Annotated in this window: 15 protein-coding genes; 14 read left to right on the top strand and 1 reads right to left on the bottom strand. The window is 65.5% G+C overall.

The annotated features are described in order from the left end of the window. Window positions 1-90: 90 nt before the first annotated feature. From U5798_RS21730 to U5798_RS21710, 5 genes are all read left to right on the top strand, one after another. The gene (locus U5798_RS21730; RefSeq protein ID WP_124455002.1) at window positions 91-1,851 is read left to right on the top strand and encodes a methyl-accepting chemotaxis protein; all 1,761 of its coding nucleotides are present in this window, start codon (window positions 91-93) and stop codon (window positions 1,849-1,851) included. Between the two features lie 550 nt (window positions 1,852-2,401). After that, window positions 2,402-4,324 carry a PrkA family serine protein kinase gene (locus U5798_RS21725; protein ID WP_124455003.1) on the top strand — a complete coding sequence of 641 codons (1,923 nt, stop codon included), beginning with the start codon at window positions 2,402-2,404 and terminating at the stop codon, window positions 4,322-4,324. 125 nt (window positions 4,325-4,449) lie between these two features. Then, the gene (locus U5798_RS21720; RefSeq protein WP_124455005.1) at window positions 4,450-5,718 is read left to right on the top strand and encodes a YeaH/YhbH family protein; all 1,269 of its coding nucleotides are present in this window, start codon (window positions 4,450-4,452) and stop codon (window positions 5,716-5,718) included. Then, entirely contained in the window at window positions 5,715-7,394 is a 1,680-nt protein-coding gene (locus tag U5798_RS21715) for a SpoVR family protein (protein WP_124455007.1), read from the top strand. The genes U5798_RS21720 and U5798_RS21715 overlap by 4 nt, the downstream gene beginning before the upstream one ends. Before the next feature lie 234 nt (window positions 7,395-7,628). Continuing rightward, the gene (locus U5798_RS21710) at window positions 7,629-8,933 is read left to right on the top strand and encodes an MFS family transporter (protein WP_124455009.1); all 1,305 of its coding nucleotides are present in this window, start codon (window positions 7,629-7,631) and stop codon (window positions 8,931-8,933) included. A gap of 77 nt (window positions 8,934-9,010) precedes the next feature. Here U5798_RS21710 and U5798_RS21705 read toward each other — a convergent pair whose 3' ends face one another. Beyond that, entirely contained in the window at window positions 9,011-9,940 is a 930-nt protein-coding gene (locus U5798_RS21705; RefSeq protein WP_322083155.1) for a LysR family transcriptional regulator, read from the bottom strand. Window positions 9,941-10,041: 101 nt separating this feature from the next. Between U5798_RS21705 and U5798_RS21700 the strand changes: the two genes are divergently transcribed. The 9 genes from U5798_RS21700 to U5798_RS21660 all read left to right on the top strand — a co-directional run bounded on the left by U5798_RS21700 (window position 10,042) and on the right by U5798_RS21660 (window position 19,541). After that, a complete protein-coding gene (locus U5798_RS21700) occupies window positions 10,042-11,079 on the top strand; it encodes an agmatine deiminase family protein (protein ID WP_322083154.1) in 1,038 nt (345 codons plus the stop codon). Window positions 11,080-11,124: 45 nt separating this feature from the next. Further along, on the top strand, window positions 11,125-12,039 hold the full coding sequence (gene aguB / locus U5798_RS21695) for an N-carbamoylputrescine amidase (protein ID WP_322083153.1): 915 nt from the start codon (window positions 11,125-11,127) through the stop codon (window positions 12,037-12,039). Between the two features lie 9 nt (window positions 12,040-12,048). Next, window positions 12,049-13,161, top strand: a complete 1,113-nt coding sequence (locus tag U5798_RS21690; RefSeq protein WP_415859510.1) for a polyamine ABC transporter substrate-binding protein — start codon at window positions 12,049-12,051, stop codon at window positions 13,159-13,161. A gap of 50 nt (window positions 13,162-13,211) precedes the next feature. Continuing rightward, window positions 13,212-14,324, top strand: coding sequence for an agmatine deiminase family protein (locus U5798_RS21685; protein ID WP_322083152.1), 1,113 nt, complete (start codon window positions 13,212-13,214; stop codon window positions 14,322-14,324). Between the two features lie 149 nt (window positions 14,325-14,473). Further along, entirely contained in the window at window positions 14,474-15,988 is a 1,515-nt protein-coding gene (locus tag U5798_RS21680; RefSeq protein WP_322083151.1) for an agmatine deiminase family protein, read from the top strand. A gap of 277 nt (window positions 15,989-16,265) precedes the next feature. Continuing rightward, entirely contained in the window at window positions 16,266-16,958 is a 693-nt protein-coding gene (locus U5798_RS21675; RefSeq protein WP_322083150.1) for an alpha/beta hydrolase, read from the top strand. Between the two features lie 225 nt (window positions 16,959-17,183). Then, a complete protein-coding gene (locus U5798_RS21670) occupies window positions 17,184-17,999 on the top strand; it encodes an ABC transporter substrate-binding protein (protein ID WP_034186939.1) in 816 nt (271 codons plus the stop codon). A gap of 94 nt (window positions 18,000-18,093) precedes the next feature. After that, window positions 18,094-18,816: an amino acid ABC transporter permease gene (locus tag U5798_RS21665; protein WP_322083149.1), complete on the top strand. Its 723-nt coding sequence runs from the start codon at window positions 18,094-18,096 to the stop codon at window positions 18,814-18,816. A gap of 2 nt (window positions 18,817-18,818) precedes the next feature. Further along, window positions 18,819-19,541, top strand: a complete 723-nt coding sequence (locus U5798_RS21660; RefSeq protein WP_322083148.1) for an amino acid ABC transporter permease — start codon at window positions 18,819-18,821, stop codon at window positions 19,539-19,541. Window positions 19,542-19,567 lie beyond the last annotated feature (26 nt).

Raw genomic sequence — 19,567 nt, 5'->3', positions numbered from 1 at the left:
TGCGTGGTGCGGTCGTAAATAAATCAAGTGAAGCAATGCTTCGAGCCAACGGGCCTGGCCCGTTCATGACGACGCAACACAGGATGGATGATGGTGTTCAAGAACCTGACGATTCGTGCGCGCATCGGTTTGACGATGGCGTTTCTGGCGGTACTGCTGGGTGTCACCGGCGTGCTCGGTCTGTACGGGATGACGCGTTCGAACGATTCGACGCGCGAGATATTCACGAACCAGATGCCGAGCGCGGTCGACGTGACGCTCTCGGAAATGTTCGCCGCGCGCGAGCGCCTCGCGCTCGACCGGGCGGCGCTGCTGGCCGGCACGCCCGACTCCACGGCCGCCATCGAGCGCAGCCGCGGGATGCGCACGCAGTCGGACGCGTGGTGGCAGAAATACCTCGCACTGCCGCGCGGTGCGGAGGAGGACCGGCTCGCACAGGACGTCGCCGCCCGCCGCAAGGCGGTGCAGGACACCTGCGACGCGTTCGCGAGTGCGATCGGGGCCGGCGATCACGACCGGATCGGCGAGGGCGCGAAGCAGCTTCAGACGCGCTTTAACGATCTGGCCGTGGCCGGCGAAGCACTGCGCAATTTCCAGTTCACCGATGCGCAAGCCGGATTCGATCGGGCGGAATCGGTGTTCGAGACGCTGCGCGTGCTGTCGATCGTCGCGTTGCTGGCCGGCATCGGCGCCGCGCTGCTGTCGTGGCTGACGCTGAGTCGCGCGATCGGCCGCCCGATCGCCGACGCGCTGTCGCATTTCGACGCGATCGCCGCCGGCGACCTGCGCCGTCCGATCGTCGTCGACCGGCGCGACGAGATGGGCCAGTTGCTGGAAGGCCTCGCGAAGATGCAGCGCGGGCTGGTCGACACGGTGCGCACCGTGCGCGGCGGCAGCGAGTCGATCGCGACCGCGGCGCGCCAGATCGCGGCCGGCAACATCGACCTGTCGTCGCGCACCGAGGAGCAGGCCGCGGCGCTGCAGGAAACCGCGTCGAGCATGGAACAGCTGACCGGCACCGTGAAGCAGAACGCCGACAATGCGCGCCAGGCAAGCTCGCTGGCCGCGAATGCGTCGGAGATTGCGAACAAGGGCAATACGGTGGTCGGCCAGGTGGTCGGCACGATGGGCGAAATCAACGACAGCTCGGCGAAGATCGCTGACATCATCGCGATCATCGAGGGAATCGCGTTCCAGACCAACATTCTTGCGCTGAATGCGGCCGTCGAAGCCGCGCGGGCGGGCGAGGAAGGCCGCGGCTTCGCGGTCGTCGCGGGCGAGGTGCGCAGCCTCGCGCAGCGTTCGTCGAGCGCGGCGAAGGAAATCAAGGCGCTGATCGACGCGTCGGTGGAGCGGATCCGGACGGGTTCGACGCTGGTCGACGAAGCCGGGCGCACGATGAGCGACGTGATCGGCGCCGTGCAGCGCGTGACCGACATCATGGGTGAGATCGCGGCGGCGTCCGAGGAGCAGAGCGGCGGCATCGACCAGGTCGCGCGTGCCGTGGCGCAGATGGACGAAGTCACGCAGCAGAATGCGGCGCTCGTGGAGGAAGCGGCGGCCGCCGCGCAGTCGCTCGACGAGCAGGCCGGGCGCCTGCGTGAAACGGCAGCGGTATTCCAGCTCGATGACGAAGCAGCACGCGCCGTCGCGCCGGTTGCGGCGCGCCAGGTGTCGCGCGCGCCTGCCGCTGCGGTTGCCGCACCCGTGCAGGCCGCTGCGCGCGACGATCGCGATGCACCGCCGAAGCGCACGGCCGCGCCGCTGCCGGCACGCAAGCCCGTCGCGGCCGCTGCTGCGCCGGCACCGGCTGCTGCCGCGGCAGGCGGCGACGACTGGGAGACCTTCTGATACGCGCGTGCCGCGCATCTATCCCCATTTGGTGACGAACGACGCCCGCGACATGCGGGCGTCGTCGTTTCCGCGACAGACGAAATGTGACAGTGCGAACGATCGATCGCGCATCGTTGCGTGCGTCGCGCGTCCCGCCTCGATGGATGCGCGTACGCGTGCGGCATCGATGAGGTTCCCGCGTCCGTCGTACGGGTATCTCCGTAAGGGCGCTGCGAAAAAAATTTGTAACGGTGCGCGCAACGTGTCATCGCACGCGGTTGCTCGAACGTCTAGGGATGAAGGGGGGAAGCGACGACGTCGGATGTGTCCAACGCACAGGATGTTCCGTCGTTCGACGAGACGTGGCGGATGCAGTTTCTGCGGCTCGGGAGATCGATTGTAAAACGACGAAATGCGTTGTCCAAGCGGTGTTGTCGAGAATGACGAACTTCATACGAAGAGTTCGTGAAAAAAAATAAGAAAGGGTTTAGGATGAATTCGAACGCGCTTGCTTCTGCGCAGTCGTACGAAGGCAGGCACGTCTTCAGACTCAGGCGAGGGAGGTAGCATGGATATTTACAGCAGCTTCGCGAACCGCTTCGAAAAAACGCGAGAGGAAGAGCTCTCGCTGGAGGAGTATCTCGCGCTCTGCAAGAACGATCCATCCGCGTACGCGACGGCGGGTGAACGCATGCTGGAAGCAATCGGGGAACCTGAACACATCGATACCCGCAACGATCCGCGCCTGTCGCGCATCTTTGCGAACAAGGTCATCAAGGTCTATCCGGCATTCCGTGAGTTCTACGGAATGGAGGAAGTGATCGAGCAGGTGGTCGCGTACTTCCGCCACGCTGCGCAAGGGCTCGAAGAGAAGAAGCAGATCCTCTACCTGCTGGGCCCCGTGGGCGGCGGCAAGTCGTCGATCGCCGAGCGTCTGAAGCAGCTGATGGAGCACGTGCCGTTCTATTCGCTGAAGGGCTCGCCCGTCAACGAATCGCCGCTCGGGCTGTTCGACTACGACGAGGATGGTCCGATCCTCGAGGAACAGTACGGCATTCCGCGCCGCTACCTGAAAAGCATCCTGAGTCCGTGGGCCGTCAAGCGCCTGCACGAATACAACGGCGACATCCGGCAGTTCCGCGTGGTGCGCCGCTACCCGTCGATCCTGCGGCAGGTCGGCATCGCGAAGACCGAGCCGGGCGACGAGAACAACCAGGACATCTCGTCGCTGGTCGGCAAGGTCGATATCCGCAAGCTCGAACAGTATGCGCAGGACGACGCCGACGCCTACAGCTACTCCGGCGGCCTGTGTCTCGCGAACCAGGGCCTGCTCGAGTTCGTCGAAATGTTCAAGGCGCCGATCAAGGTGCTGCACCCGCTGCTCACTGCGACGCAGGAAGGCAACTTCAAGGGCACCGAAGGGTTTGGCGCGATTCCGTTCGACGGCGTGATCCTCGCGCACTCGAACGAGTCGGAGTGGAAGGCGTTCCGCAACAACCGCAACAACGAGGCACTGCTCGACCGGATCTTCGTCGTGAAGGTGCCGTACTGCCTGCGCGTGTCGGAAGAGACCAAGATCTACGAGAAGCTGATCCGCAACTCGTCGCTCGCCGAGGCCGTGTGCGCACCGGGCACGCTGAAGATGATGTCGCAGTTCGCGGTGCTGTCGCGCCTGCACGAGCCGGAGAATTCGAGTTTGTTCTCGAAGATGCAGGTGTACGACGGCGAAAACCTGAAGGACACCGATCCGAAGGCGAAGTCGTACCAGGAGTACCGCGACTACGCGGGCGTGGACGAAGGGATGACCGGCGTGTCGACCCGCTTCGCGTTCAAGATCCTGTCGCGCGTGTTCAACTTCGATTCGAGCGAGGTCGCGGCCAACCCCGTGCACCTGATGTACGTGCTCGAACAGCAGATCGAACGCGAGCAGTTCCCGCCGGAAACCGAGCAGAAGTACCTGTCCTTCGTGAAGGACGTGCTCGCGTCGCGCTACGCGGAGTTCATCGGCAAGGAGATCCAGACGGCTTACCTCGAATCGTATTCGGAGTACGGTCAGAACATCTTCGACCGCTACGTCACGTATGCAGACTTCTGGATCCAGGACCAGGAATTCCGCGATCACGATACGGGCGAGAGCTTCGACCGCGCCGCGCTGAACGCGGAGCTGGAGAAGATCGAGAAGCCTGCGGGCATCAGCAATCCGAAGGATTACCGCAACGAGATCGTGAATTTCGTATTGCGCGCACGGGCGGCGAACGCCGGCAAGAACCCCGTGTGGACGAGCTACGAGAAGTTGCGCGTCGTGATCGAGAAGAAGATGTTCTCGAACACCGAGGAACTGTTGCCGGTGATTTCGTTCAACGCCAAGGGTTCGGCGGAGGAGCAGCGCAAGCATGAGGACTTTGTGAACCGGATGGTCGCGAAGGGCTATACGCCGAAGCAGGTGAGGCTGCTTTGCGACTGGTACCTGCGCGTGCGCAAGTCGTCATGACGCGCGCGGTACCGCGCCCGTACGGCGAGTCCGTACGGGCGCTTTCAGAGGCGCCGCCCGCATGACGGCAGACGGCATGCGCGGCGAGTGCCCCGGCAGATCGACTTTCGAGCGGGAGACCGGGAGTGCTTCATCAAATCATCGACCGCAGGCTGGCCGGCAAGAACAAGAGCATCGCCAATCGCGAACGCTTTCTGCGTCGCGTCAAGAACTACATTCGTCGTGCCGTGTCCGACGCGGTACGCGACCGTAGCATCAAGGATATCCAGAGCACGCAGAGCATCACGATCCCGCGCAAGGACATCGCGGAGCCGAATTTCCGGCACGCGCCCGGCGGGCGTCGTGAATACGTGCACCCCGGCAACGAGGACTACGTGCGCGGCGACAAGATCCCGCGCCCGCAGGGCGGCTCGGGCGGCGGCGGCAGTCAGGCGAGCAACGAGGGCGAAGGTCAGGACGACTTCGTGTTCGAGTTGTCGCGCGACGAGTTCATGCAGTACTTCTTCGACGATCTCGAACTGCCGCGCCTCGTGAAGACGCACCTGCTGACGGTGCCGAGCTGGAAGAACGTGCGCGCGGGCTGGTCGGCGGAAGGCACGCCGAACAACATCGACGTCGTGCGTTCGCTGCGCAGCGCGCTCGGCCGGCGCATCGCGCTCGGCTCGCCGCTCGTCAACGAGTTGCGCGAACTCGAGGCGCAGCTCGAAGCCCTGAAGAGCGACCCTGAGGACCGCCGCGCGGAAATCTCGGCGCTCGAGGCCGAGATCCATCACCTGAAAGGGCGCATCTGGCGGATTCCGTTCATCGATCCGTTCGACCTGCGCTACATCAACCGCGTGAAGCAGCCGCAACCGTCGAGCCAGGCCGTGATGTTCTGCCTGATGGACGTGTCGGGTTCGATGGACGAGCAGCGCAAGGATCTCGCGAAGCGCTTCTTCATCCTGCTGTACCTGTTCCTCAAGCGTAACTACGAACGCATCGAGGTCGTGTTCATCCGTCACCACACGCGCGCCGAGGAAGTCGACGAGGACACCTTCTTTCATTCGACCGAAAGCGGCGGCACGGTCGTGTCGAGCGCGCTCGAACTGATGCGCAAGGTGATGAACGAGCGCTACTCGCCGACCGAGTGGAACATCTACGGCGCGCAGGCCTCCGACGGCGACAACTGGACTGACGATTCGCCCAAGTGTCGCAAAATCCTGGAAGAGGATATCCTCACGAAGACGCGTTACTTCGCGTATATCCAGGTCGCGCCGGAAGAGCAGAACCTGTGGCTGGAATATGCGCAACTGGCGGTGTCGCAGCAGCATCTCGCGATGAAAAAAGTGGAATCGGCTGCCGACATCTACCCGGTGTTTCGCGAATTGTTCGAAAAGCAGGTGGAAACGTCATGACGACCCGCCATCTGCACAACGAGTCGCGCGGCTACGAGCCGCGCCCTTCCGGCGACGATACGGCCGGTCCTGCCGCAGCGCAGCAACGCGTGCAGGCCGAACCGCCGCCGCCGGCCGCCGACTTGCCCGGTTCCGGGCAGAAGGAAGCGCGTATGAACGTTGCCGAACGCAAGCCGCTGCCGTGCCCGTCCGACTGGACGTTCGAACTGCTCGAGGAATACGACACGCACATCGCGCAGGTCGCCGAACAATACGAGCTCGACATCTACCCGATCCAGCTCGAACTGATCAGCGCCGAGCAGATGATGGACGCGTATGCGTCGGTGGGGATGCCCGTCAACTACCGTCACTGGTCGTTCGGCAAGCACTTCCTCGCGACCGAGAAGAGCTACCGCCGTGGCCAGATGGGCCTCGCGTACGAAATCGTCATCAATTCGAATCCGTGCATCGCGTACCTGATGGAAGAGAACACGATGACGATGCAGGCGCTCGTCATCGCGCACGCGGCGTACGGACACAACTCGTTCTTCAAGGGCAACTACCTGTTCCGGCTGTGGACCGACGCGCACGCGATCATCGACTATCTCGTGTATGCGAAGAACTACGTCGCGGAATGCGAGGAGCGCTACGGTCTCGATCGCGTCGAGGAACTGCTCGATTCGTGCCATGCGCTGATGAATTACGGCGTCGACCGCTACAAGCGCCCGCAAAAGCCGTCGCTGTCGAAGGAATCCGCGTTGCGGCGCGAGCGCGAGGCGTACCTGCAGTCGCAGGTGAACGAACTGTGGCGCACGCTGCCGGGCAAGAAGCCCGAGCTGATGGAGGAGCAGGAAGACCGCTATCCGCCCGAGCCGCAGGAGAACCTGTTGTATTTCGCGGAGAAGAATGCGCCGCTGCTCGAGCCGTGGGAGCGGGAAGTGATCCGCATCGTGCGCAAGATCGGCCAGTATTTCTACCCGCAGCGGCAGACGCAGGTGATGAACGAGGGTTGGGCGACGTTCTGGCACTACACGCTGCTGAACACGCTGTACAACCAGGGGAAGCTGGAAGACGGCTTCATGATGGAGTTCCTGCATTCGCACAGCAACGTGGTTTACCAGCCGCCCGTCACGAAGCCGTACTACAGCGGGATCAACCCGTATGCGCTCGGTTTCTCGATGATGAGCGACATCCGGAGGATCTGCGAAGCGCCGACGGACGAAGACTACAAGTGGTTTCCGGAGATCGCGGGCACCCCGTGGCTGCCGGCGATGCACTACGCGATGCGCAACTTCAAGGACGAGAGCTTCATCGCGCAATACCTGTCGCCGAACCTGATCCGCGAAATGCGGCTCTTCTCGGTGCTCGACGACGACATGCGCGATTCGCTCGAAGTCTCGGCGATCCACGACGATTCCGGCTACCAGTACGTGCGGCAGGCGTTGTCGCGGCAGTACGACATCCATCACCGCGAGCCGAACATCCAGGTGTGGGCGGTGAACACGCGCGGCGACCGCAGCCTCACGCTGCGCCACTTCATGACCGACAACCGCCACCTGTCGAACGACAGCGACGAAGTGCTCAAGCACATGGCGCGGCTCTGGCAGTTCGACGTGTACCTGGAAAGCGTCGACGAGGCCGGTACCGTGCGCAAGCGCCACGAGTGCCGCTACGTGCCGCCGGAGATCCGCGTTTGACCGGTGTCTTCGAAAATGTTTGCATCGGACGCCAGCCTGACGGCTGGCGTTTTCATATGACAAGCGCGTGGCGGGAGAAAATTCTTCTACATCCGGACGAACCCGGAGTGCCTGTTACTTTACATTTCGCTAAACTCTCGTAGCGCCGTGCGCCGGAACCGGTGCCACGTGCGACCGCATGCGGCGGCCCCCAGCCGTCTCGCCCAGAAAGCACTAAAAGGAACAGACCAACCCATGGACGTCCAGACCGACCAAGCTGCGCTGTCCGCGCATGACACCCGGCGGCGCGTGTTCGCCATCGTCGGCGCCTCATCGGGCAACCTCGTCGAGTGGTTCGACTTCTACATCTACTCGTTCTGCGCGCTGTACTTCGCGCCGGCCTTCTTCCCGAGCGGCAACACGACGACGCAGCTGCTGAATACGGCCGGCGTGTTCGCGGCCGGCTTCCTGATGCGTCCGATCGGCGGCTGGCTGTTCGGCCGCATCGCCGACCGTCACGGCCGCCGTGCGGCGATGATGATCTCGGTGCTGATGATGTGCGGCGGGTCGCTCGTGATCGCGGTGCTGCCGACCTACGCACAGATCGGCGCGCTCGCGCCGGCGCTGCTGCTGGTCGCGCGCCTGTTCCAGGGCCTGTCGGTGGGCGGCGAGTACGGCACCAGCGCGACCTACATGAGTGAAGTCGCGCTGAAGGGGCGCCGCGGCTTCTTCGCGTCGTTCCAGTACGTGACGCTGATCGGCGGCCAGCTGTGCGCGCTGCTGGTCCTCGTGATCCTGCAGCAGACGCTGTCGGCCGACGAACTGAAGGCATGGGGCTGGCGCATTCCGTTCGTGGTCGGCGCGGCGGCTGCGCTGATCTCGCTGTACCTGCGGAAATCGCTCGACGAGACGTCGACCAGCGAATCGCGCGACAAGAAGAACGCCGGCACGATCCGCGGCGTGTGGGAACACAAGGGCGCGTTCTTCACGGTGGTCGGCTTCACGGCCGGCGGCTCGCTGATTTTCTACACGTTCACGACGTACATGCAGAAGTACCTCGTGAACACGGCCGGCATGCACGCGAAGACGGCCAGCAACGTGATGACCGTCGCGCTGCTCGTCTACATGCTGATGCAGCCGGTGTTCGGCGCGCTGTCCGACAAGATCGGCCGCCGCACGTCGATGATCCTGTTCGGCTCGTTCGCGGTGATCGGCACCGTGCCGCTGATGCATGCGCTGAAGGACGTGACGAGCCCCGTGGCCGCGTTCGTGCTGATCACGGTCGCACTGGCGATCGTCAGCTTCTACACGTCGATCAGCGGCCTCATCAAGGCCGAGATGTTCCCGCCGGAAGTGCGCGCGATGGGCGTTGGCCTGTCGTATGCGGTGGCGAACGCAATCTTCGGCGGTTCGGCCGAGTACGTCGCGCTGTGGTTCAAGTCGATCGGTAGCGAGGAAACCTTCTACTGGTACGTGACCGTGCTGTGCGCGATCTCGCTGATCGTGTCGTGGCGGATGCGCGATCCGAGCAAGGAAGGGTACCTGCGTCACGAGCCGTGATCGGCTGCGCGTTGCGCATACCTGCATCATGACGAAACGTCCCGCCGGTTGGCGGGACGTTTTTTTGCGGCGTGCGATTACGCGGGCGGCAGCTTCGCGCGGTCGGGTGCCGGGTCGGCCGCGCTCGACAGGATGCCTTGTTGGACCAGCCAGTCGAACATCTGCTCGACGATCGGCGAGCGCGACGGGCCTTCCAGCCGCGACAGCCACCACGTGGTGCCGGGCAGGCGCGGGTAGTCGGCGAGTACGGTCAGGGTGTGCTGGTCGAGCCCGGCCTGTGCGACGAGACGCGGCAGGCACGCGATGCCGCGACCGCGCTGCACGGCATCCAGTACGAGCCGCTGATCGTCGTAGATCGCCTGCATCCGGAAGTCCGACAGCTGCTCGCGAAAGACGGTCGCCATGCGCTCGTCGGTCAGGCTCGTCTCGAGGCAGACGAGCCCCGTGTGCTGCGCGTGTTCGGCGCGCGGCACACGGGCGAGCGCCTCGGCCACCGGCGTCGCGCACACCGTCACCCATTCGTCGCGCATGAACGGGATGTCGACCAGGCCGGGCTGCAGCATCGGCCGCGTACCGATCGTCATGTCGACGTCGATCTCGTCGACGTAGCGCGCGGTTTCGTCGGTCGACAGCAGCGGGCACAGATCCGGCAGCACTTGCTGCAATTGCTCGAGGCGTGGCTGCAGCCAGCCGTGCAGCAACGGCGCCGGGCAGACCAGCACGACAAGCCCCGGGTTCAGGTAGGTCGCGATGCGGTCGAGCCCGCCCCGCAACGTGTCCATCGCGCGCTGCACGCTGCGATGCAGGACCTCGCCGGCGATGGTCAGCTCGACGCCGCGGCCGCGCCGGCGGAACAGCGGCTGCCCGAGTTGCGCTTCGAGCTGCTGGATCTGATGGCTGATCGCCGATTGCGACAGGTGCAACTCGTCGGCCGCACGCGAGAAATTGCCCAGCCGGGCCGCGGCTTCGAAGCCGGTCAACAGTTTCAGGGACGGAACGCGTCGCATCGAGATATGAGGTGAATTGATTGATTCGGTCAATAAATATCAATATTCATCAAGTTTAGCCTGACGGACAATCGCTCATCAATCACAACGGAGTCGGATCGATGGGTCGCTTTGATGCTCGCCAGCGCGGTTACCGGATGCCCGCCGAATGGGAAGCCTCGCATGCCACGTGGCTCGGATGGCCGGTTCTCGACAACCGCGAGGACCTGTGGGGGACGCATTACGCGCAGGTCTGCCGCGAGTTCGCGCTGGTCGCGCGGACCATCGCGCGCTACCAGCGCTGCGTGGTCGCGGTGCACCACAGCCAGGCCGATACCGCGCGCGAGCTGGTGGGGCCGAGCGTCGACGTGCTGCCGGTCGCGGCCGAGGACAACTGGCTGCGCGACTGCGGGCCGATCTTCCTCGTGAGCGAGCAGCACGGGCTCGGCGCGGCCGTATTCCGTTTCAACTGCTGGGGCGAGAAGTACCAGCCGTACGACGGCTGCCAGCAGGCCGGGCAGGACATCGCGCGTGCGGCCGGCGCCGAGATCTTCAATTCGCACATGGTGCTGGAGGGCGGCTCGTTCTACGTCGACGGGCAGGGCACGCTGGTCACGACCGAGAGCTGCCTGCTGCATCCCAATCGCAACCCGCATCTGAGCCGTGTGGAGATCGAGGCGGAACTGCGCCGGATGCTGGGCGTGGAGAAGATCGTCTGGCTGCCGGGCAACCCCGACGAAGTGGAGACGAACGGGCACGTGGACGGCATCGCGTCGTTCATCGCGCCGGGCCGGATGCTTTGCCAGACCGCCGTGCCCGGGCAGGGCGACTATTTCCGCGTGATGCGCGAGAATCGCCGCGCGCTGGAGCTCGCGACCGATGCGGCGGGGCGCCGTTTCGAGCTGCTCGACCTGCCGTCGCCGATCGTCAGCGAACGCTTCGGTTCCGAGCGCTACTGCGATTGCTATGCGAACTACATCCTGGTGAACGGCGCGGTGATCGTGACTGCGTTCGGCGTCGAGCAGGACGAGGCCGCACGCGACGCGTTCAGCCGCGCGTTCCCGGAGCGCAAGGTGGAGATGTTGCCGATTCCGACGCTGTCGATCGGCGGCGGCAGCATCCATTGTTCGACGCAGCAGCAGCCTTTCGTCGCGCACTGAGCGACGTTCCGTCAGCGGTTTCCGGTCTCACCGAGGAGCAACGCAATGCCGTCCAAACACATCACCGTCGCCGCCGTGCAGATGGCGTCGGGCAGCTGGAACTTCGAAGACAACATGGCCACCGCGGAGCGCCTGATCCGTGCGGCCGCCGCACAGGGCGCGAATCTCGTGCTGTGCCCGGAGTTGTTCGCGATGCCGTACTTCTGCGTCGACCAGAACGTGCGCCACCTCGAACTTGCGCAGCCGTTCGAAGGCAACGCGCAGATTGCCCGGTTCGCGGCGCTGGCCGGCGAGCTCGGCATCGTGCTGCCGATCGGCTTCTTCGAGCGCGCGGGAAATGCCGCGTACAACTCGATCGCGGTGGCGGATGCCGACGGGCGCGTGCTCGGCGTCTATCGCAAGACGCATATCCCGGACGGGCCGGGTTATACGGAGAAGTTCTATTTCACGCCGGGCGACACCGGCTTCAAGGTGTGGGACACGCGTTTCGGCCGAATCGGCATCGGCATCTGCTGGGACCAGTGGTATCCGGAGACGGCGCGCAGCCTCGCGCTGATGGGCGCCGAGATCCTGTGCTTTCCGACCATCATCGGTTCGGAGCCGTTCAGCAGCGAGTTCGATTCGGCCGGCCACTGGCAGCGCACGATGCAGGGCCACGCGGCGGCCAACATGGTGCCGGTCGTCGCAGCCAACCGGATCGGCCGCGAAACGGGCTTCGGCAACGGCAATCCGCGGCAGCAGGGGCTCACCGGCGTGTTCTACGGGTCGAGCTTCATCGCGGACCATACCGGCGAGAAGCGGGCCGAGGCGAATCGCACCGACGAAGCCGTGCTCGTGCAGACGTTCGACCTCGACGCGATCCGCACCGACCGGCAGTCGTGGGGCTTCTTCCGCGATCGTCGCCCCGAGATGTATCGCACGTTGCTGACCAGCGACGGCGTGTCGTCCTGCTATCGATAAGGACTCGAAATGAAACGGAAAGGATGGCTGCGCGTCGCGGCGCCGGGTCTCGCGCTGTGCATGCTGGCCGGTGCGGCCCGCGCCGATGAAGAGAAGGTGCTGAACCTGTACAACTGGAGCAACTACTTCGCGCCGGATACGATTTCCGCCTTCGAGAAGGAAACCGGCATCAAGGTGCGCTACGACGCGTACGACAGCGACGAGACGCTGCAGTCGAAGCTGCTGACCGGCAACAGCGGCTACGACCTCGTGTGGCCGACCAACGACTTCATGGCCAGGCAGATCCAGGCCGGCGTGTATCGCAAGCTCGACAAGGGCCGGCTGCCGAACCTGAAGTATCTCGACCCGTCGCTGCTGAAGCAGATGGCGCAGTCCGATCCCGGCAACCAGTATGGCGTGCCGTACATGTGGGGCACCGTGGGCGTCGGCTACGACCGCGCGAAGGTGAGCGCGATCCTCGGCAAGGACATGCCGGCCGACAGCCTCGACCTGCTGTTCAACCCGGCGATCGCGGCGCGCGTCGCCGCAAAATGCGGGCTGGGCCTGCAGGACTCCGCGAGCACGGTGCTGCCGCTGGCGTTGCGCTACGTCGGCCGCGATCCGATGCATCCGTCCGCGCAGGATTACGCGGCCGCGCACGCGATGCTGATGAAGGTCCGGCCGTTCATCCGCCAGTTCGTCGGGTCGTCCGACGCCAACGAGCTGATCGAAGGCGAGCTGTGCGTGACGGTCGGCTTCTCCGGCGCGATCAACCTGGCCGCGCTGAAGGCGAAGGCGCGCGATCCGAAGCGCAACATCGTGTACGACATCCCGCGCATCGGCAGCCTGATGTGGTTCGACGCGATGTTGATTCCGGCGTCGGCGAAGCATCCGGACAACGCGCATGCGTTCATCAACTACATCCTGCGTCCGGACGTGATCGCGAAGATCTCGAACTCGACGCGCTACGCGAATGCGAACCAGGGTGCGCTGAAGCTGATGGACCCGGCGCTGGTGCGCGATCCGGGCGTCTATCCGGACGAAGCGACCCGACGCACACTGTTCACGCCGATCGCCGAATCCCCGGCTGCGATGCGCCTGGAAGGCCGGACCTGGCTCGGCTTCAAGACCGCGCGGCCGTGATGACACACCACGAAACCATTGAAGTAACCGGCAAGCGAAAGAGGAATGCCATGACCACACGACGTCAACTGTTGAAACGCGGCCTGTCCGTCTCGGGCGCGGCGCTGGCCGCCAGCGCGATGGGCGGGTTGTTCGGCCGCGCCGCGCATGCGCAGCAGGGTGCCGCCTGGCACATGCCGGACGAAGGCGCACCGCACACGGCGACCTGGATGGCGTTCGGCCCGAGCGAGGACATCTGGGGCGCGCGCCTGTTGCCGGTGGTGCGCGAGAACCTCGCGGCCGTCGCGAAGGCAATTGCTGCGCACGAACCGCTGAAGATGCTGGTGCGGGAGCAGGACTACGCGATCGCATCGCGGCTGTGCGGTTCGTCGGTCGAGCTCGTCCAGCATCCGGTCGACGATCTGTGGATGCGCGACACGGGGCCCGTGTTCGTGAAGAACGCGTCGGGCCAGCTCGGTGGCGTGAGCTTCAATTTCAACGGCTGGGGCAACAAGCAGGAACACGACCAGGACGCGGAAGTCGCGCCGTTCGTGGCCGAACGCGCCGGCGCGCGGCTGATCGACACGAAGCTCGTTCTGGAAGGCGGCGGCATCGAGGTGGACGGCGAAGGCACGGCGATCGTCACGCGCAGCTGCGTGCTCAATGCGAACCGCAATCCAGGCGTCAGCCAGGCGCAGTGCGAGGCCGAACTGAGCCGCCTGCTCGGGCTGAAGAAGATCATCTGGCTGCCCGGCATCGCGGGCAAGGACATCACCGACGGGCATACCGACTTCTATGCGCGATTTACGAGCCCGGGCGTCGTGGTCGCCGGGCTCGACACCGATCCGTCGTCGTACGATCACGCGGTGACGCGGCAGCATCTGGAGATCCTGCGGAAATCCACCGATGCGAAGGGGCGCCCGTTGAAGGTCGTCGTGCTGCCGGGGCCGAAGACCGTCCGGCACATCTACGAGAACGCGGAGTTCGCGGCCGGCTACATCAACTTCTACGTGTGCAATCGCGCGGTGATCGCGCCGCAGTTCGGCGACAGCCGCGCCGACCGCAATACGCGCGACACGCTCGTCGACCTGTTTCCCGGCCGCGAAGTCATCCAGCTGAACATCGACGGCATCGCCGCGGGCGGCGGCGGCATCCACTGCACCACGCAACAGCAGCCGGCCTGAGAACGGCCCCGGGCCGGTTCGCATGACCGGTCCGCACGCTGCTTCAATTTTCCAGTCTTTCCGAACGACTGAAAACAATGCGGAGTCCGTCCCGCGGGACGGAAGCCGGCGCATGCCTGCGCGCCGTCCGCGCAATGGAGTTGAAATACATGACGAAGAAAGATACTTACGCGAGCCCGAACAAGCGCGAGCCGAACCTGCCGGATGCGCGCCGACGCGGATTCATCCGCTGTTCGGCGGCGTGGCTCGGCATGCCGCTGCTGGGCAGCCTGGCCGCGTGCGGTGGCGGCGACGGCAGCAGCGGCGTGTCCGACGCGGCTTCCGCGTCGCGCCCGACGCCGTCGGCACGGCAGGCCGTGTACCGGCTGCCGGCCGAAGATGCGCCGCACGCGTTGACCTACATGACCTTCGCATCCGGCGCGGACGGCATCTGGGCGCCCGTCACGTCGCAGAGCACGGACGCCGGCATCGACCGCGTGCGGGCCGACCTGATGGACGTCGCGAAGGCGATCGGCGCAACGGAACCGGTCAACATGCTGGTGTTGCCGGTCGATCTGGACGCGGCCCGTGTGCTGCTCGGGAACGCAAGCGTGGCGAATCCCGACCTGCATGCACGTTATGCGGCGCGCGCCGCAGGCACGGGCGGGATCACCCTCGTGCCGCTCGCCGACGGCTTCAACGATTTCTGGGTGCGCGACACGGGTTGCGTGTTCGTCAGGGATACGACGAACGGCGATGCGCTGAACGCGATCGGCTTCAACTTCAACGGCTGGGGCAACGCGAACACCGACGGCGCCGGCCAGAGTGCGGGAGCGATTCCGCCGGTGCTCCTGGCCGCGAGCAACCGGTCGAAAGCGGGCAAGTTCTTCCAGGCGTTCAGCCAGGACAGCAGGGTGGCGGGCTGGATGGCGCAAACCAAAGGCGTGAACCTGATCCGCAGCACATTGACGCTCGAAGGCGGCGCGATCGAATTCGACGGCGACGGGACGGCGATCCTCACCGAATCGTCGGTGCTGCACGTGAACCGCAATCCGCAGCTGTTCGACATCCCGAACGGCGTGATCGCCAATGCGACGCTGCGGCCGACGGCCCGCGATACCGTGCTGGCCGAACTGCAGCGCACGCTCGGGGTGCGGAAGATCATCTGGTTGCCGGGCACGGCGACGTTTCCGCGCGGCAGCGGCGTCGGTGGCGCGGGCGGTGCGTCGACGCCGGCCGGCGAAAGCGACATCACGAACGGCCACGTCGATTTCTACGCGCGCTTTCTCGCACCCGGCGTGGTCGCGTGCTGCTACGACGCGTCGAATTCGACCGGCGAACGCGCATTGACAGACGCCAACCGGCAACGCCTGGCCGGCCAGACCGATGCGAACGGCCGGCCGCTGAAGATCGTCGAGCTCGTGCCGCCGGTCAACTACGGCACGTCGGCGGGCACGACGCTGAACGAGCGGCAGATGTCGCATTTCGCGGCCGGCTACATCAACTTCTATACGTGCAACGGCGCGATCGTCATGCCGAAGTTCAACGACGCGGCGGCCGACGCGGCCGCGATCGCAGCGATCCAGCCGTATGCGGCGAACCGCGCGATCGTGCAGGTCGACATCCTCGGCATCGCGTCGGGCGGTGGCGGCATCCACTGTGCGACCCGGGAAGTGCCGGCGTGAGCGCGTCCTGTCATATCGATATGGAAATCGATTCGTTGTCCGTCGCACGCGAATTCCTTAATCTGGGCCTGTAGTTCGTGTGACACCTCCTTGACTGGGATTCGCGCCCGCTGCATGCAGCGGGCGTCTTTTTTTGTGCGCTGCATCTCACGCCGGCCCCGGCGGGGTTGGTGACGCGCGTTGGCTCGCCTATGCTGGTTGCTGCGTGTCCGCGCGAAGGTCCGGATCGGCTGGACCGGTGACGGTTCGATGACATGCCACGTCAAGGAGATTCACGATGAGCAAACCCGCGATCGTGCTCGTGCACGGCTTCTGGGGCGGCGCCGCGCACTGGGCAAAGGTAATCGTCGAACTCGCGCGCAAGGGCCAACCATCGCTGCACGCGGTCGAGATACCGCTGACGTCGCTTGCCGACGACGCCGAGCGCACGCGCAAGATGGTGGCGCAGCAGGCCGGCCCCGTGTTGCTGGTCGGCCATTCGTACGGCGGTGCCGTGATCAGCGAGGCCGGCAACCTGCCGAATGTCGCGGGCCTCGTGTTCATCGCCGCGTTCGCGCCCGACGCGGGCGAAAGCCCCGGCGGGATCACGCAGGAACACCTGCCGGCGGCGGCGCCGAATCTCGCGCCCGACAGCGACGGCTATCTGTGGCTCAAGCCCGACAAATTCCACGAGAGCTTCTGCCAGGATCTTTCGTCAGACGAAGCGCTCGTGATGGCCGTCACGCAGAAGGCGCCGCTGGCGAGCACGTTCGCGGACACCATCAGCACGCCTGCATGGCGTTCGAAACCGTCGTGGTATCAGATTTCGAGCGAGGACCGGATGATCGCGCCGGAGAACCAGCAGCGGACGTCGGCACGAATGGACGCGCGCAAGATCATCACGCTCGATGCCAGCCATGCGTCGCTTGCGTCGCAGCCGGTGGCGGTCGCCGCGCTGATCGACGAGGCCGCGACGGTGCTCGCAGGGTAAGGCGCGGGAAGCGGGGCATGGCGGGAAAGGCACGGTGCGATGCTGCGCCGGTGCCCGCCGTGGCTCATCACGAAACCCGCAGAGCAAAGCACCATTTGTTGGTTCTGATTCGCCGCACGCGCTGATACGTTAGCGGCTTCGCGACGGCACACTTCGTCGCGATGTTCTTCGAACCGGGCCGCCGCGCGATCCGCGGCGGCCTTCATAACAAATCAGGTCGTGCTCATGAAATTCCACACTCTCGCTACGTGGCTCGTCGGGGCCGCGCTCATCACCGCAGGCACCGTCGCGCATGCGGACCGGCTCGACGACATCAAGAAGGCCGGCGTGCTGCGCGTCGCGACGTTCGACAGCAACCCGCCGTTCGGCTATGTCGATGCGAAGAACAACCACATCGTCGGCCTCGACGTCGACTACGCGAAGGCGCTTGCCGACAAGCTCGGCGTGAAGCTGCAACTGCAACCGACCAATCCCGCGAACCGCATTCCGTTCCTGACGTCGGGCAAGGTCGACCTCGTGCTCGCGAACTTCACGATCACCGACGAGCGTGCGAAGCAGGTCGACTTCAGCATTCCGTATTTCTCGTCGGGCCAGCAGTTTCTCGCGAAGAAGGGCGTGCTGAAATCGGCCGACCAGCTGAACGGGCTGCGCGTCGGCGCAGACAAGGGCACGACCAACGAGATCACGCTGCGCGAGAAATTCCCGAAGGCGACGATCGTCGCGTACGACGACACGCCGTTCGCGTTCGCCGCGCTGCGCGCCGGCAACGTGCAGGCGATCACGCAGGACGGCCCGAAGCTGATCGGCCTGCTCGCGAACGTGCCGGACAAGCAGAACTACGAGATCCCGGCGTTCACGATCTCGAACGACTACATGGGCGTCGGCGTGCCGAAGGGCGAGACGCGCCTGCTCGGCTTCGTCAACGACACGCTGAAGGGCCTCGAGGCGAACGGCCGCGCCACGCAGATCTACGACGCATGGTTCGGGCCGACGACGAAGACGCCGCTCACGCGCATCTTCCGCATCGGCGACAAGACCTGACCTGCGCCGCACGCGCGCCGCGACCGGCCGGAACACCGGCTGCGCGGCGCTTTCCGTTTTCTTCCGATCGCGTGCTTCACGCGCGCACCCCAGCATGCTCGGGTTGGCTCCCAAATATCTGTCCTGGCTCTGGCAGGGCTTCCTGCTGACACTCGGCCTTGCCGCCGCGGCAGCCATCGCCGCGACCGTCGGCGGGCTGCTGCTTGCCGTCATGCGGCATGCGCGCGGCAGGGCACCGCGCGCGGCCGCCGCCGCGTACGTCGTCGCGTTCCGCAACACGCCGCTGCTCGTGCAGTTGCTGTTCTGGTATTTCGGCGTCGCGTCGTTGCTGCCCGACACGTGGATCGCGTGGCTGAATGCGCGCCATGCCGTGAGTGCAGGCTCGGTCACGCTCGCGTGGCCTTCGTTCGAATTCGTCGCCGGCTGGGTCGGGTTGAGCGCATACACGGCCGCGTTCGTCGCCGAGGAATGCGAGGCCGGCCTGCGCGGCGTGCGTCGCGCGCAGCATGACGCGGCGGCGGCGCTCGGCCTCACGCCGATGCAGTCGCTGCGCTACGTGGTGCTGCCGCAGGCCGTGCGGATCGCGCTGCCGCCGCTGTTCGGCCAGTACATGAATCTCGTGAAGAACTCGTCGCTCGCGATGGCGATCGGCGTCGCCGAGCTGTCGTATGCATCGCGGCAGGTCGAGACCGAGACGTTCAAGACGTTCGCCGCATTCGGCGTCGCGACCTTGCTGTACGTCGCGGCGGTGGCCGCGATCGAGGCCGGTGCGTACGCGGCCACGCAATGGCGCGACCGGCTCGGAGCAGGGCGCTGACGATGGACCTTTCGCTGCTGTTCTCCAATCTGCCGTACCTGCTCGTCGGCGCGTTCCCGGACGGCCCGCTCGGCGGCGCCGCGCTGTCGCTGGTGCTGGCGATTGCGTCCGCCGTCGCGTCGGCCGTGCTCGGCGTGGCGCTCGGTGTCGCGATGGCGCTCGCACGTGGGCCGGTGCGCGTGCTGCTGCTCGCGTTCATCGGCTTCTTTCGCGCGATTCCGGTGCTGATGCTGATCTTCTGGACGTATTTCCTGATGCCCGTGCTGCTGCACATGGATGTGCCGGGACTCGCGACGGTCGTGTGCGCGCTCGCGCTGATCGGCGGCGCGTATCTCGCGCATGCAGTGCACGCGGGCATCGTCGCGGCGGGCGACGGGCAGTGGCAGGCCGGGCTGTCGCTCGGGCTCACGCGCTGGCAGACGGTGCGCTACGTGCTGCTGCCGCAGGCGATCCGGATCATGACGCCGTCGTTCATCAACCAGTGGGTCGCGCTCGTGAAGGACACGTCGCTAGCGTATATCGTCGGCGTGCCCGAGCTGTCGTTCGTCGCGACGCAGGTGAACAACCGGCTGATGGTGTATCCGGCGCCGATCTTCCTGTTCGTCGCCGTGATCTACCTGGTGCTGTGCACGTCGCTCGACGGCGCGGCGCGCTGGCTGCTGACGCGGCGCCCGAGGGCGGAACGCGCCGCGCAGGCGGCGGAGTATACGGAACCCGCGCGGTAACGGCGCGCCGCAACCTGCGGCACGTA

The organism is Burkholderia sp. BCC1972 (assembly GCF_905339605.1).
GTDB lineage: Bacteria > Pseudomonadota > Gammaproteobacteria > Burkholderiales > Burkholderiaceae > Burkholderia.
Note: the sequence above shows the minus strand (reverse complement) of the source record. Positions and strands in the feature narration are given on the sequence as shown.